Raw genomic sequence first — 13,976 nt, forward strand, 5'->3', positions numbered from 1 at the left:
ATTAAGCACTGACCTCGGAGCGCAGAAAGCAACGAGCCCGTGATAAAGTGGTTTTCCCTTTTCCGAGCCGGCTCCGCCCATGCTGCACACGCGTTCCTGTATCCGTATCTGGGACTTTCCCACTCGCCTATTCCACTGGGCCTTAGCCATCTGCGTCACCGGCGCCTACGTCAGCGTCAAGCTGGGCGGCCTGTACATGGACTGGCATGTCCGCTTCGGACTGGCCACGCTGGGCCTGATTATGTTCCGCGTGATCTGGGGGCTGGTCGGGCCACGCTACGCGCGTTTTTCCACTTTTGTCCGAGGTCCCGGCGCTATCAAACGCTATCTGCAAGGCGCTGCCGCCTCTGCCGGCCACAATCCCCTGGGCGCTTTGTCCGTCATCGCCATACTGGCGGTACTCGGTTTTCAGGCGGTCAGCGGCCTGTTCATCACCGACGACATCATGACGCAGGGCCCGCTATACGGCCGAGTCGATGAGGGGATCTCGTCCTGGCTCGCCTCATGGCATGAGCGTAATGAATGGATCATCATCGCGCTGGTTGCCCTGCATCTGGTCGCCATCATCTGGTACGTCGCGATGCGCCGGCGGCGTATCGTAGGTCCGATGATTACCGGTAACGCCCGGCCTCAGGACCTGCCGGCCGGCACGCCGCCAACCGAGGATGGCCCCATGATCTGGCTGCGCGCGGCGATCATCGCGGCCGCGGTAACCGCCCTGGTGCTGTGGATCCGCTCGCTGGAAATCGTGGCGGATTTTTCGTTTTCATAGGCTGCAGAGTCGCCACGCCCATCCTGCACCATCCGACAATGAAAATGTCCGGTGTCAAGACTTTTTGAGGGCCGGGCAGGTGCAGGAAAAGCTTTATGGGTCATACCGCTGAGGACTGCGCCAAGGGCGAGGAGGAAAATAAGCGTTAGGAGAGCATCGACCCTAAGGGGTCAGCCAGGACCGTCACTCGCAGCCGCAAGCAGCGGCACCAGGATGTCGCTGATCGGCGTCGGAACGCCATGAACCCGTCCGCGACGCGCGATGATGCCGTTGCGGATATCCCATTCCAGTGGCCGGCCTGCTTCCCGATCCGTGAGGATGGAGGTGCCCATGTCCGCTGGGGCCGACTGGAACTTGCCGAGGATCTCTTGCAGCACGTCCTCGCCAAGTTCAATGCCCTCTGCGCGTGCCACGGCCAGGCATTCGCGCAAATAGGCCAGTGCCAGCCCGGCGATGTCGGCGCGGCCGAACATGCCCGAGCGACGGTGCGTGAGTGCCATGAGGCCCGCCACCGCGTTCTGCAACAGCTTGCGCCAGGCGAGTGCGCTGAAGTTTTCTGCCAAGTCCACGGCGCACCGTGTGCCTTGCAGTGCCTGGGCCACAACGTGCGCGGCAGACGTATTCGGCAGAGTCAGACGCGCCTTGCCGCGCAGGCGGACCGAGCCATCGGATTGCGCCTGTGCCGGAAACCACACGACAGCGGGAACGATACGCCCGCCAGGCGCGTGTGAGCGAACCCTTGCCACCTGTTCGATACCGTTCTGCAAGACGCTCACGACGGTTTGCGGGCCGACCAGTGCCGCCAGCCATTCTGCCGCCGCCTCGATCTGCGTGGCCTTGACCGACAGAAAGACAAGATCAGCCGTGCGAGTTATCTGCTTCTGGCTCGTCCGAACCGGACCGGGGATGGTCATGGAGCGGCCTCCCTCCAGCAAAGTCAGGTGATCGCGGGGTGTCCGTCCACACAGCAAGGGCGTGCGGCCGACCTCATGCAGCATCGCCGCGAGCGTGGTTCCAATCGCACCGGGCCCCACGACAGCAGTGTTGATTTCAGTGTTCATGAAAGCGAATTCCTTTAACGGCATCTGTGCACGGGACCGTTGTGCCACTCATGCTGAGCATGTAATATATTACACATGAATAAAGATATTGGTAATGAAATTACAGAAGGCGAGCGACGATTGCAGCAATGGATCGGCAGCATTCAAGCGCGGAGCGGTGACCTCGCCGCGAGCGAGGCGAAGGTTGTCGATCTGCTGCTCACCGATCCTTTGTTTATTGGGGCCAGCACGACCGCCCAGGTTGCTGCCCGGGCCGGCGTTTCGCCGCCGACGGTGATCCGCGCGGCGCGTGCGCTTGGGTTCAGCGGCTTTCCCGAACTGAAGATCGAAATTGCCCGTGCTCGCGGTACAGCCCGGTTCTTCGCTCCGCCCGAAGTGCTCAGCGCGGATGCGACGTTGGCCTCCGTGCTGGAAACCTCCATCCGTGCCGGTGCCGATGCACTCACTGCGCTGGGCGGGGCCATCGAACTCTCTGCGCTGGATAAGGCCGTGGGTTTGATCCAACACGCTCGGCAGGTCTTTGCGTTCGGTGCCGGCCCTTCCTCGACGGTGGCCGCCGATGCTGTCTTCCGTCTGCGCGCGGTCGGCGTGATGACGGTGGGCATCACAGATCACTTGTCGGCCATGATTGCAGCGCGGCTCCTGGGCGCCGAGGACGTCGTCATCGCCGTCAGTTCGACTGGCCGCACGTCATCCACGCTTGCCGTCGCCGACGCAGCGTCATCGGCCGGCGCCTCGCTGATTGCCATCACCAACCAGTACGACACGCCTTTAGCAACCCTCGCGGACGTCGCACTTGTCGTCGGCGGCGCGCCGCTACCGGCACAGATGGCCGCTGCGGGAAGTCGGCTGGCGCAACTCGTCGTTCTTGACGCGCTGGTCGCCACCCTTGCGCTGCGCGATCCAGATCGCAGCCGCTTGGCGGAGCGGGCAGGCATTGATCTGCCTGACATTTCCTGATGCCCTGATGCAGCCCGACACCATTGCCATGGTTCTTGCCGCAGCGGTAGCGCATGCGGTGTGGAATCTGGCGTCGAAGTACAAGCGGGGAAACACCTTGCTATTCGTCTGGGCCTACAGCTGCGCTTCGACACTGTTGTGGATCCCTATCGCGGTCGGTCTCATGGAGCAAGGGCAGCAGACGATAGATGGGCAGTTGGCGGTGGCAGCGGCTGTTTCGGCGGCATTGCACATTGCGTACTCGCTGACCTTGCAGGCTGGCTACGATCGCGCCGACCTTGGGGTGGTTTATCCGATCGCCCGTGGCGCGGGGCCAGTGCTGACGATGCTGTTCGCGATACTTGTTCTGGACGAGCGGCTCAACGTCGTCGCGCTGTTCGGAGCGCTCCTGGTCGTCTCAGGCGTGCTTGTCGTCGCAGGCAACCCGTTCCGAAGCGGCAGTCGCCGCCCGCTCCAGGGCATGTTTTGGGGGGCCGCCACAGGTGCCACCATCGCCAGCTATACCGTCTGGGACAGTTACGCGGTCACGTCGCTGCATGTCGCGCCAGTGAGCTACTACGCGGGAACGCTTCTGCTCCAAAGCCTGACTCTGACGCCGGGCGCACTGCGGTATCAACGGCACATCCCCGCAGCACTTCGTACCAATGCCGTGCCTATTCTCGTTGTGGCTATCTTCTCCCCACTGGCCTACATCCTGGTGCTGAACGCCATGCTGGCGGCTCCCCTTGCACTCGTCGCACCCTTACGCGAGTCGTCCATCATCATCGGTTCCCTCTTCGCGTATCTGCTCTTTCGTGAAGACCATCTCGCGCGCCGCATCGTGGGTGCGGTCGTCGTGCTGATCGGAATCGCGGCAATCAGTCTGTGATGCTTTTTGCCGCGCGCTGGTGCGCATTCATCAATTGATGATGAACTGAAGGCAGGCTTGCCGTTGAATGCTTCGTTCGCTATACGAAAGAGCCTATGATTGCATGAAGGTAAATTATAGGAGGGCCAGCCATGTCGCGTCCTGATCTCAATCTCCTGCTGGCGCTGGATGCGCTGCTCGACGAGGGCAGCGTCATCGGCGCCGCGCGCCGCATGCATCTGAGCGCGCCGGCGATGAGCCGCACCTTGAGCCGTATCCGTGAGGCGCTTGGCGATCCGGTGTTCGTCCAGGTCGGCCGCAAGCTCGTGCCCACGCCCAGGGCGCTGGCGCTGCGCGAGCAGGTGCGGCTAGCGGTCGATCAGGCCTCGCAGGTGTTCGCCTCCGACGCCGAGATCGACCTCAAATCGCTGGATCGGCGGTTCAATATCCGCGCTACCGATGAGTTCGTGAGCATCCACCTGGGCCATCTCCTGGATGCGATGGCGCGGGAGATGCCTCGGGCGATGCTGCGCTTTTCGCCGGAGGAAGACGATGTGGACGAAGAAGCGTTGCGCAGCGGTCGCATCGACCTGTTCATCAGCGCCTCGCGTAAGCTGGTGCCGGAGATTCGCGTGCAGTCCCTGTTCACCACCACGTTCGTGGGTGTCGCGCGTGCCAACCATCCGATTTTCGACGAAGAAATCACGCCCGAACGCCTCACTCATTGGGAGCACATCAACGTGTCGCGGCGTGGCAAGGCCGCCGGGCCGGTCGATGCCGCGCTGGAGGCGAAGGGGCTGCGCCGACACGTTGCGCTGGTGCTGCCCAATCCGTACACGGCGTTGTTCGCATTGCAAGATTCGGATCTGCTTTTGCCGATGCCCCGGCATCTGGCCAGTACTGCGCTGTCCGCGGGCCTGCGTATTCGCTTGTTCGACCTGCCGACCCCGCTGGAAACGGTGCTGCTGACACAGGCATGGCACCCACGCCTGGAGGGCGACCCGGCCCATCAATGGCTGCGGCAGACCATCCATACACTATGCAACGAGAGCCAGGCGCAAGCGGCCAAACGCGCCAAGCCCTAACTAGGCGACTGGCTCTATGAATGCGTTTTACGCACTCATCTGAGTGCAATAAATTCACTTTTCGGAATGCTCGACCCTGCCTACAGTGATGCATATTGATCACTGTGGAAGGGTTGCATCGTGCATTCGGCAAACGTGCCTGACGCGGATTCAGGCGTCTCCTTACACCTCTCCCGGTTGCGGCAGCGGTTGGCGCGTGGCCTGCCTTATCTCGATCTGACCACGCCACGAGCGACCTATGTGATGCGCTCGATCCTGGCCGCTTGCCTGGCCTTGGTAGCGGCCTATCTGCTGGAACTGCACGCGCCCTACGCAGCGGCTTCCAGCGTGCTGCTGGTCATCAACCCCGTCCAGGGCGGCGTGATCGGCAAGGGGGTGTGGCGAGTACTGGGCACGCTGATCGGCATGCTGGCGGCCTTCGTGCTGATGAGCGCCTTCGGCCAGATGCCCTGGTTGTTCCTGCTCGGTTTCGGCCTGTGGCTGGGTGTGTGTGTGGTGGGTATGACCCTGCTGCGTCATTTCCGGGCCTATGGTGCCACGCTGGCAGGCTATACCGTGGGCCTGGCGGCCTACGGCGCCATGCAGCATCCGGAACGCACCTTCGACCAGGTAATGGGACGCGGGGCATCCGTGATGATCGGCGTGGTCTGCCTGGCGCTGGTCTCGGCCCTGTTCAGCAGCCGCAGCGTGCACAGCCGCTTAGCCGCGGTGCTCGACCGCCTTGCGGGCGCCACGGCCGGCGTGCTTGCGACGCATCACCAGGCCATTCAAGGTAGCGACGGACCAGATGCCAAGCCCCTCGATGCCGCACGGCGCACCCTCATCACCGAGGTCTATGGCGTGGACGATCTGCTGGCTCTGGGCAAGGCCGAATCCGCCGACCTGGCCCATCGTGCCGGCACGGTGCGGCACGCAATGGTGTCGCTGTTTTCCGCTCTTGTGGGCGGTGCGCCGCCCCTGCACGGGCCAAGCGCCAGCCTCGCTGTACTGAAAGGGTTGCAGCCGGACTGGGAAAAGGCATGGCGGGAGGTCGGCGACTCGCTGGGGCAGGAATCTGGCACGGCCGAAAGAGCACGTGCTATCCGGCTTTTGACCGACCTGCGCGCCCGGCTGGTGGACGCGCTCACTGCCACCTCGTTCGACGACGCCTCCGAGCAAGCCACAATGATGATCGCGGGCGATCGCTTGATCGAGCAACTCGACGATTACCTGCAAGCCCTCGAAGGCATCGAACGTTTCCACCAACCCAGGCCGGCGCCGGCTCGCGTGTCCGTGCCGTTCCACCGCGACACGGTGGCAGCCCTCCAGAACGGCGCACGCGCCTTGTTGACCGTGCTGATGGGCGGCGCCTTCTGGATCGCCACCGGTTGGACGGAAGGCAACATGATGCTGGCGGGGTTGGCGGCGGCCTGCGCGCTGCTGTCCACCGCGCCCAATCCCGCACTGGGTGCGGTCGAATTCATCAAGGGTACGGTGGCCGCCGTGGCGATGGCCTTCCTGTGCACCTTCATCGTGCTGCCGCACGTCTCGGGCCTGCCGCTGCTGCTGGTAACCCTGAGCCTGTTCTGGCTGCCCGGCGTGCTTGCCACCACGATGCCACGCTATGCCTTGGCCGGCGTGGCTTATCTGGTGGCATTCACGACACTCGCAGCGGCGGACAACCCGATGCGCTACGACTTTGCAGTGTTCCTCAATGGGGCTGTGGCCTGGATCCTGGCGACGTGTTTCACGCTGTTGGGCTTCAGGATCGTGCTGCCGCGCAACGGGGGGCGTGACGTCACGCGCTTGCGCCTGCGAATCCGCGATTCGGCGCTGGGCACCTTACGCGGGGAGCCGACGGATGCGCCGGCTTGGCAATGGCGTCAGCAGCACCGCATCGCGCAACTCGGCGCCTTGCTCAAAGCGCAGCCGCAGGCGATGGATCGTGCCATTGCCCAGGCGCTGACCAGTCTGCACCTGGGCCGAGAGGTGCTACGCCTTCGCCGCTGGCTGCGCCAGGCGCCCCAGGACGCCGAGTGGCCGCGCGTGGCGACGCGCGCGCTGCTCCATATGCGTCAGCGGACCGGTGACCCCGCGCGGGCCGCACGCCATGCCCGCCACGCGGCGGCCTCCTTGGCGCGTTTGCCGGTACGGCCCAGCGCCGCGATGGATGACGTGCGGCGCGTGACGGCCGTATTGCTCGACATCGCCGCATTGCTGGAGCGTCATGCGAACGACGTTCCGTTCCCCTCTGGAGGCCAAACCCATGCTCAGTGAATTCTCGTTGGGCGGCATCTACCTGCCGCCGTTCTTTGCCTACGCCTGCCTGGCGCTGCCGGTCTATCTGGGCCTTCGCTTCGTGCTCGCGCGCAGCGGGGTGCTGCGCTGGGTGTGGCATCCAGGTCTGTTCGAGTTCGCCATCTCCCTTTGCCTCGTTTCCCTGTTGGTGCTTTATGTCTGAACGCTCATTTTCCGCCCAGCGCCTGCTGCGGGCAGGACTCACTCTCGCGGTGGTCGTTGCCGCCGGGTTTCTGGTCAGTGCGCTGTGGCGCGCCTACGTCGTAGCCCCCTGGACCCGCGATGGCCGCGTCAGCGCGCAGATCGTGCGCATCGCTCCCGAGGTGTCGGGCACCGTCGCCGAGGTCTCGGTCGCGGACGATCAATATGTCAAACGGGGTGAGGTGCTCTACCGCATCGACAATGCCAGCTTCGCGCTGGCATTGGCCCAGGCCGAGGCGCAGCTGGCGGCGGCCGAGGTGTCCTTGCGCCAGAAGACTGAGGAGGCGCGCCGCCGCCGGGGTATGGAAAGCCTGGTGCCTGCCGAGGACATCCAGCGAGCGAATCAGGCCGTAGCCATCGCCCAGGCCGAACTTCGCGGTGCACGGGTCGCCGTGGACAGGGCGAAGCTGGATATGGCGCGCACCGAACTGCGTGCGCCAACCGATGGCTACGTCACGCGCCTGCGCTTGAACAAGGGCGACTACGCCGTGGCGGGCCAGCCGAACCTGGCCCTGATCGACGCCCATAGCTTCTGGATTACCGGCTATTTCGAGGAAACCAAATTGCGCGGCATCAAGCCCGGCGCGGCGGCGCAAATCCGCCTGATGGGCTTCGACCGAGTGTTGCCAGGACGGGTGGCCAGCATCGGGCGCGGCATCACCGACAGCAACCAGCAGGCCGACGCGCAGGGCCTGCCGAGCGTGGAGCCCAGCTTCAGTTGGGTCCGGCTGGCGCAGCGCATTCCCGTACGCGTCGAGTTCGAGCATGTCCCGCACGAGGTCGTGCTGGCCGCAGGCATGACCGGCAGCATTGAGGTCACGCCTTCGGCAGGCACGCCGGTACCGCAAGGCCGGTTGATTTCGCTGCTACACCGCTGGATGTGAGGACAAAGCCATGCATGCACCCATCCCCTGCACACAGCCGCGCCTTCGGCAGGCAATGCTGGCCTCACTGCTGGCCGCCCTGGCCGGCTGCACCACCGTGGGCCCGGACTACCGCACGCCGACGCTGGATGTGCCCGCGCACTGGATCGAGGCCGACGCCGCCATGTCCGAGGGCGACCACGATGGCCTACGTAGTACCTGGTGGCGCGCCTTGCAGGATCCGTTGCTCGACCGCCTGGTCGATCAGACCTTGACACATAACCAGGACCTAGATATTGCCTTGGCACGCCTGCGCCAGGCACGCGCCGAACGCGTGCAGATCGCATCAGCCGCCATGCCCGAAGTCTCGGTCGGCGCCGCCGGCGAGGCGGTGCGCAGTAGCAAGGCACTCAGCGCGCAGCCCGGCGGGCGGGCACGAACCTGGCACCTGGGATTCGATGCCAGTTGGGAACTGGACTTGTTCGGCGGCACGCGCCGCGCGGTCGAAGCCGCTGACGCCGGCATCCAGGCGCTCGCCGAAGACCATCGCGCGCTGCAAGTGAGTCTTGTGGCCGAATTGGTATCCGACTACGCCGGGCTGCGCGCCGCGCAACTGCGTCTGGCCATTGCGCAAGACAGTATCCGTACGCTGGCCGAAGCCGAACGCCTGGCCGAACATGCACACCGCGGCGGCTTGGGCACGCTGGCCGACGTCACTCAGGCCCGCGCTGAGCGAGAAACGGCCGAGGCGCAACCGCCTTTGCTGGAAGCGGACATCGCGCGTTTCAGCCATGCCATCGGTGTGCTGGCGGGCGGCTTTCCCGGGGATTGGCATGCCGACCTCGCCACGTCTGCACCGGCATTGCCCATGCCGGCCGACTTGCCGCTGTCACTCCCTTCGGAAGTGATTCGCCAACGCCCCGACCTGCGTGCGGACGAACGACGCCTGGCCGCCGCCACCGCGCAGATCGGCGTAGCCGAGGCCGCACGCTTTCCCACGTTCCGCATTCCTCTGGGAATCGGCACGACAGCCAGCGTCATCCATGATCTGTTCTCCGGCGCCAGCCTGGCGTGGTCGGCGGCGATGCAGGGCAGCCAGCCGCTTTACGACGCAGGACGCACCAAAGCCGGCGTTACAGCGGCGCAGGCCAACGCCGACGCCGTACGGCGTGTCTACGAACGGGACGTGCGATCGGCGCTGCGCGATGTCGAAGATGCCTTGACGGCATGGACCAGCGAACGCCAGCGGCAAGCAGCGTTACAGAAAGCACTGGTCGACAGCCAACAAGCTTTGGAACAGACCGCCCAACTCTACGCGCGGGGATTGAGCGCCTACTTGCCGGTGCTGGTGGCGCAGCGCAGCCTGAACCAGGCACGCGATGCGCTTGCCCTCAGCCAACTGGCGCAGTTGCAAGGCGGCATTGCCTTGTACAAGGCGCTGGGCGCGGGAGGGACGGACACGGTGTTGGTCCCGGAGCCTGACGAACGCGCCGCCGCAGAAACAGCGGCGACGCAATGACCCTTTGAGGCAGAGGAGGTGCTCAATGGAGCTACGTCATCTTCGCTGTTTCCTGGCCGTTGCCGAAGAACTCCATTTCGCCCAGTACAACAAATAGCGAGTCAAGCTTTGCCGGCTCAAAGCGATGTAAGTTTGATGTGCTTCGGGGCCGCTTATTGGAAGGTGCCTTTTGGGCTGCTGTTTTTGTGACCATTGCTATCCGTATTATTACGTCAATGCACTAATCGTCCCCTTGACGATTAGTGCATTCTACTGAATATTCCTTACACTCGCATACATAGGCTGAGCTTTTTCCCGGTGTGGTAGGCAGCTCGGATCGATGCGTCTTCGATGCGGCCTACTTCCATGTCTACAGCACATAGCCACAGTGGCACTTTGTAGCGCATGAACATCGCCACGGTCTTGTGCGCCGTCAGCGCCATCCCGACCTTGACCGGGATACCCGAATTGGCAATGTCGGTTGCGGAGCGGTGGCGGATGCCGTGGGTGCCCACATGAGTTACGCCAGCGGCTTTGAGTACACGGCTCCAGCCGTTGTAATACTCGCCCGTGGTCAGGTGCTGGCCGGGATGGGTCGGGGACGGCAGGACATAGAGGCCGCCTTCCACGCGTGGCGCTGTCGAAAGCAGCCGATGGGCTTCTTCGCTCATGGGTTTGGACATACCACCGACCTTGCTGTCAGGCCAGACGACACGCCGGTTCTCGAAGTCCACCCAGGCCCATTGGAGCGTAACGATTTCGCCGCGCCGACCGGCAAACTCGAATTGCAGCCGGATCGCCAGCGGGACGGCGTAGTTCTCCAGTCCCTCGGCATCGGTCTTGTCCAGTTGCCGGAATATCTTGCCCATGTCCTCGTCGCTGATGAGATGGGTGGCCTTACCGTTGGGGAACATCGGGACATGACGGCACGGGTTGGTGCCGTCGGGCCGATAGCCCCACACTTCGGCCAGATTGAACATGCGGCGCATGACGCTGAATGTCCGGTTCGCGTCGGCGGGTTTGTGGGCCATCTTCTTCATCATCGCGGCCACATCCGGGCGCTTCACCTCCTGCACCTTCATGCGGCCCAGCAGCGGGACGATGTTGCGGTCGATAACGCTCTGGTAGCCTTCCTGCGTGCTGAGCTTGTTGCGTACCTTGGAGTAGTCCTCCATGAACTTCGCGCACAATTCCTTGACCGTGGGCGCTTTGCGGGCGGCTGCCTTGTCGGCGGCGGGGTCGCCGCCTCGGCGCACCTGGGCCAGCCATTCCTGCGCCAGCGAGCGGGCCTGTTCGACGGTCAATTCCCCGTACTGGCCCAAGGCAGGCTTGCGGCGCTCGCCCGCATTCGTGCGACACTGGAGCATGAACACCTTGCGGCCCGCTGGGGTGATCTTGCACAAGAAGCCGGGCACCAGCGTATCCCGGAGTTCGATGGCCTGCGCTTGGGGTTGTGCCGCATCGACTGCGGACTTGGTGAGCTTGATTTTCGCCATGATGACTCCTCGGAACGACCCGATTCCCAGGAGCCTCATGAGGACCATCAGCAGGGAAGCCGGGTCAGGTTTCGGAAAGCACCGGCATATGGTGCACGCGCCTAAGCTATTGATAAACCTGCTGTATCGAGCTTCGGCGCAGTCCAGCGAAATGCGGTACTGGAGTCAGTGTGAAATGAAAAAACCCACCCATGCCTGATGCAGCGGGTGGGTCTACAGGCCATTTGCTACATGCTTATTTCTTTTCGCGATAGCTGTCGTGGCAGGATTTACAGCTGGAGCCTACGCCGCCAAACGCCGCTCGGACCTTGTCCAGGTCGCCGGAGTCGGCCGCCACCTGCAGCTTGGCCAGATTTTCTTTCAGTGCGTCACGCTTTTGCTGAAAACCCGCGGCGTCGCTCCAGACCTCCGGGCGCGCCTCGCCGCCCTCGGTACCCGGTCCGAAACCTGCCCAGGGCAGTTCGGCCAGCGTGTTGAGCAATTTCACATTGGCTTTGATCTGTTCGGCATCATAGGGGGCCTGCCCCTTGATCACAGGCTGCATGCGGCCGAAATGCGAGGCCATCAGTGTCAAAGCGGCCTGGCGGTACTTGATAGCGTCAGCCGGCTTGGCAAACTGCGCCTGCGCAGGCGCGGACCACAAAGACACAGCGATCGTACAGGCCGCAGCGGCCAGCAAGGGGAATTGCTTCATAGGGGGATCTCCCGATAGGTGCGACGAGGTGCCGGACCAGCCGGCACACACGACTATACCTCTCGTGCGAGACCTGCGGCCAGCCCGATATAGGAACGCGGCGTCATGGCCAACAGACGTGCCTTGGGCTCGTCAGGCAAGGCCAGCCCACTGACGAATTCGCGCAAGGCGGTTTCGGTAATGCCTTTGCCGCGGGTCAGGGCCTTGAGTTGCTCGTACGGCTGCGGCAGGCCATAGCGGCGCATCACGGTCTGCACGGGCTCGGCCAGGACTTCCCAGCAGGCGTCGATGTCGGCATCGATGGCGGCGGCGTTGACCTCGAGCTTGCCCAGGCCACGCAGGCAGGAATCCCATGCCACCAGGCAGTAACCCAAGCCCACACCGAGGTTGCGCAGCACCGTCGAGTCGGTCAGATCACGCTGCCAGCGCGACACGGGCAGTTTTTCCGACAAGTGGCGCAACACGGCGTTGGCCAGGCCGAGATTGCCTTCTGAATTCTCGAAATCAATCGGGTTGACCTTGTGCGGCATGGTGGACGAACCGACCTCGCCTTCTTTCAAGCGCTGCTTGAAATAGCCCAGCGCCACATAGCCCCAGATATCACGGTCCAGATCCAGCACGATGACGTTGGCGCGAGCCACGGCATCGAACAAGGCAGCCATCCAGTCGTGCGGTTCGATCTGAATGGTATGACGGTTTTGTGTCAAACCCAGTCCGCCGAGCACGCGCGCACTGAAAGCGGGCCAATCGATTTCGGGATACGCCGACAGATGCGCGTTGTAGTTGCCCGTGGCGCCGTTGAGTTTGGCCAGCGGTTCGACGGCCTCGATCGCGACGATCGCGCGTTGCAGACGCGCGGCGACGTTGGCGAATTCCTTGCCCAGCGTGGTGGGGCTGGCGGGTTGACCGTGGGTCCGCGACAGCAAGGGCTGGTCGGCATACTGGCGTGCCATGCCGCCCAGCGTGTCCGCGATCTGGCGCAAACGCGGCACCACGACCTCGGCGCGAGCGCGCGTCAACATCAGGGCGTGGGACGTGTTGTTGATGTCCTCGGAAGTGCAGGCAAAGTGAATGAACTCGGCGGCGCGGGCCAGTTCTTCATCGCCGGCGACCTTTTCTTTCAGCCAATATTCGACCGCTTTTACATCATGATTGGTGGTGCGCTCGATGTCTTTGATACGAGCGGCGTCGGCCTCGGAAAAGTCGCTGACCAACTGGGCCAGGCGCGCCCGTGCGCCCTGCGAAAAGCTCGGCAGCTCGGGAAGGCCGGCATCCGACAACGCCACCAGCCAGGCGACCTCGACCTCGACGCGGTGCGCCATGAAGCCGGCTTCGGACAACAAGCCCCGCAGCGCATCCCCGCGCGAGGCATAGCGGCCATCTAGCGGCGAAAGAGCATTGAGGTGACTGATTTGGTCGGCGATCTGCATGGCGTGAACGGATGAAAAAAGAGATAGGCAACCTGTGATTTTATCACCCAGGACCGGGCCAGCATGCGGTAAAAACGTCACGTAGGCCGATCTTTGCATTTTTGCGGGGTCTGCCCTGCTATACTTCGCCCGCTTTCGACTTCGCCTGTGGCCCTCATGAAACTAATCGGTTCACTCACTAGCCCCTACGTTCGCAAAGTGCGAGTCGTCATGGCCGAGAAAAAGCTGGATTATCAGCTCGAACTCGAAAATGTCTGGTCACCCGACACGCAAATCCAAACCTACAACCCGCTAGGCAAAGTGCCGTGCCTCGTCATGGAAGACGGCGGCGCGCTGTTTGATTCGCGCGTGATCGTCGAGTACCTGGACACGCTCTCGCCTGTAGCGCGGCTGATTCCTCAATCTGGCCGCGATCGCGCCGCGGTGAAATGCTGGGAGGCCATCGCCGATGGCCTGTTGGACGCCGGCATCCTGATCGTTCGCGAAAACCTGCGCCCCGAGGCGCTACGCAGCGCTGACTGGATCGAACGCCAATATGGCAAAATCGACGCCGCCCTGCACGCCATGGACGAGAGCCTGGGCGAACAGGCTCACTGCATGGGCATCAATTACAGCCTGGCGGACATCGCCGTGGGCTGCGCCCTCGGCTATCTGGACTTGCGTTTTTCGCACCTGAACTGGCGCGAAAGCCATGCCAACCTGGCACGCCATTACGAAAAACTCTCGGCACGCCAATCGTTTATCGATAGCGTCCCGCCGCCTCCCGCAGCCTGAGCAAGGCTAAAAAAAGCC

General features: G+C 63.5%; 13 protein-coding genes. 9 read left to right on the forward strand and 4 right to left on the reverse strand.

The genetic code is table 11. The features are described from left to right. The first annotated feature begins 79 nt into the window (after positions 1-79). A complete protein-coding gene (locus ACYVIT_RS16120; RefSeq protein ID WP_415808056.1) occupies positions 80-772 on the forward strand; it encodes a cytochrome b/b6 domain-containing protein in 693 nt (230 codons plus the stop codon). A gap of 170 nt (positions 773-942) precedes the next feature. On the opposite strand, the gene ACYVIT_RS16125 is transcribed toward ACYVIT_RS16120, so the two are convergent. After that, complete coding sequence (locus ACYVIT_RS16125; RefSeq protein ID WP_415808055.1) at positions 943-1,833, reverse strand: oxidoreductase; 891 nt, start codon at positions 1,831-1,833, stop codon at positions 943-945. A 75-nt stretch (positions 1,834-1,908) separates the two neighbouring features. Here ACYVIT_RS16125 and ACYVIT_RS16130 point away from each other — a divergent pair, with 75 nt between their 5' ends. The 7 genes from ACYVIT_RS16130 (at position 1,909) to ACYVIT_RS16160 (ending at position 9,585) form a co-directional block, all read left to right on the forward strand. Beyond that, positions 1,909-2,793, forward strand: a complete 885-nt coding sequence (locus ACYVIT_RS16130) for a MurR/RpiR family transcriptional regulator (RefSeq protein WP_415808054.1) — start codon at positions 1,909-1,911, stop codon at positions 2,791-2,793. A 7-nt stretch (positions 2,794-2,800) separates the two neighbouring features. Further along, a complete protein-coding gene (locus ACYVIT_RS16135; RefSeq protein ID WP_415808053.1) occupies positions 2,801-3,661 on the forward strand; it encodes an EamA family transporter in 861 nt (286 codons plus the stop codon). A gap of 131 nt (positions 3,662-3,792) precedes the next feature. Then, on the forward strand, positions 3,793-4,725 hold the full coding sequence (locus ACYVIT_RS16140; RefSeq protein ID WP_415808052.1) for a LysR family transcriptional regulator: 933 nt from the start codon (positions 3,793-3,795) through the stop codon (positions 4,723-4,725). A gap of 120 nt (positions 4,726-4,845) precedes the next feature. After that, positions 4,846-6,981 carry an FUSC family protein gene (locus ACYVIT_RS16145; protein WP_415808051.1) on the forward strand — a complete coding sequence of 712 codons (2,136 nt, stop codon included), beginning with the start codon at positions 4,846-4,848 and terminating at the stop codon, positions 6,979-6,981. Beyond that, a complete protein-coding gene (locus ACYVIT_RS16150) occupies positions 6,971-7,165 on the forward strand; it encodes a DUF1656 domain-containing protein (protein ID WP_415808050.1) in 195 nt (64 codons plus the stop codon). The genes ACYVIT_RS16145 and ACYVIT_RS16150 overlap by 11 nt, the downstream gene beginning before the upstream one ends. Next, a complete protein-coding gene (locus ACYVIT_RS16155; protein ID WP_415808049.1) occupies positions 7,158-8,087 on the forward strand; it encodes an efflux RND transporter periplasmic adaptor subunit in 930 nt (309 codons plus the stop codon). The genes ACYVIT_RS16150 and ACYVIT_RS16155 overlap by 8 nt, the downstream gene beginning before the upstream one ends. A 10-nt stretch (positions 8,088-8,097) precedes the next feature. Further along, complete coding sequence (locus ACYVIT_RS16160) at positions 8,098-9,585, forward strand: efflux transporter outer membrane subunit (protein ID WP_415808048.1); 1,488 nt, start codon at positions 8,098-8,100, stop codon at positions 9,583-9,585. Between the two features lie 263 nt (positions 9,586-9,848). Here ACYVIT_RS16160 and ACYVIT_RS16165 read toward each other — a convergent pair whose 3' ends face one another. The 3 genes from ACYVIT_RS16165 to purB form a co-directional block, all read right to left on the reverse strand. Continuing rightward, positions 9,849-11,060, reverse strand: coding sequence for a tyrosine-type recombinase/integrase (locus ACYVIT_RS16165; protein ID WP_415808107.1), 1,212 nt, complete (start codon positions 11,058-11,060; stop codon positions 9,849-9,851). Positions 11,061-11,295: 235 nt separating this feature from the next. Beyond that, a complete protein-coding gene (locus tag ACYVIT_RS16170; RefSeq protein WP_094838177.1) occupies positions 11,296-11,754 on the reverse strand; it encodes a c-type cytochrome in 459 nt (152 codons plus the stop codon). 53 nt (positions 11,755-11,807) lie between these two features. Beyond that, positions 11,808-13,184, reverse strand: coding sequence for an adenylosuccinate lyase (gene purB, locus ACYVIT_RS16175; protein ID WP_415808047.1), 1,377 nt, complete (start codon positions 13,182-13,184; stop codon positions 11,808-11,810). A gap of 156 nt (positions 13,185-13,340) precedes the next feature. Between purB and ACYVIT_RS16180 the strand changes: the two genes are divergently transcribed. Next, positions 13,341-13,958: a glutathione S-transferase N-terminal domain-containing protein gene (locus ACYVIT_RS16180; RefSeq protein ID WP_415808046.1), complete on the forward strand. Its 618-nt coding sequence runs from the start codon at positions 13,341-13,343 to the stop codon at positions 13,956-13,958. Positions 13,959-13,976: the final 18 nt, after the last annotated feature.

It is taken from the genome of Bordetella muralis, assembly GCF_054781015.1.

Excerpts from the sequence above, each read along its gene's own strand:
- ACYVIT_RS16130 (WP_415808054.1), top strand. The coding sequence starts at position 1,909 with ATGAATAAAGATATTGGTAATGAAATTACAGAAGGCGAGCGACGATTG.
- ACYVIT_RS16160 (WP_415808048.1), top strand. The coding sequence starts at position 8,098 with ATGCATGCACCCATCCCCTGCACACAGCCGCGCCTTCGGCAGGCAATG.
- ACYVIT_RS16155 (WP_415808049.1), top strand. The coding sequence starts at position 7,158 with ATGTCTGAACGCTCATTTTCCGCCCAGCGCCTGCTGCGGGCAGGACTC.
- ACYVIT_RS16120 (WP_415808056.1), top strand. The coding sequence starts at position 80 with ATGCTGCACACGCGTTCCTGTATCCGTATCTGGGACTTTCCCACTCGC.
- purB (WP_415808047.1), bottom strand. The coding sequence starts at position 13,184 with ATGCAGATCGCCGACCAAATCAGTCACCTCAATGCTCTTTCGCCGCTA.
- ACYVIT_RS16150 (WP_415808050.1), top strand. The coding sequence starts at position 6,971 with ATGCTCAGTGAATTCTCGTTGGGCGGCATCTACCTGCCGCCGTTCTTT.
- ACYVIT_RS16125 (WP_415808055.1), bottom strand. The coding sequence starts at position 1,833 with ATGAACACTGAAATCAACACTGCTGTCGTGGGGCCCGGTGCGATTGGA.
- ACYVIT_RS16135 (WP_415808053.1), top strand. The coding sequence starts at position 2,801 with ATGCAGCCCGACACCATTGCCATGGTTCTTGCCGCAGCGGTAGCGCAT.
- ACYVIT_RS16140 (WP_415808052.1), top strand. The coding sequence starts at position 3,793 with ATGTCGCGTCCTGATCTCAATCTCCTGCTGGCGCTGGATGCGCTGCTC.
- ACYVIT_RS16180 (WP_415808046.1), top strand. The coding sequence starts at position 13,341 with ATGAAACTAATCGGTTCACTCACTAGCCCCTACGTTCGCAAAGTGCGA.
- ACYVIT_RS16165 (WP_415808107.1), bottom strand. The coding sequence starts at position 11,060 with ATGGCGAAAATCAAGCTCACCAAGTCCGCAGTCGATGCGGCACAACCC.
- ACYVIT_RS16170 (WP_094838177.1), bottom strand. The coding sequence starts at position 11,754 with ATGAAGCAATTCCCCTTGCTGGCCGCTGCGGCCTGTACGATCGCTGTG.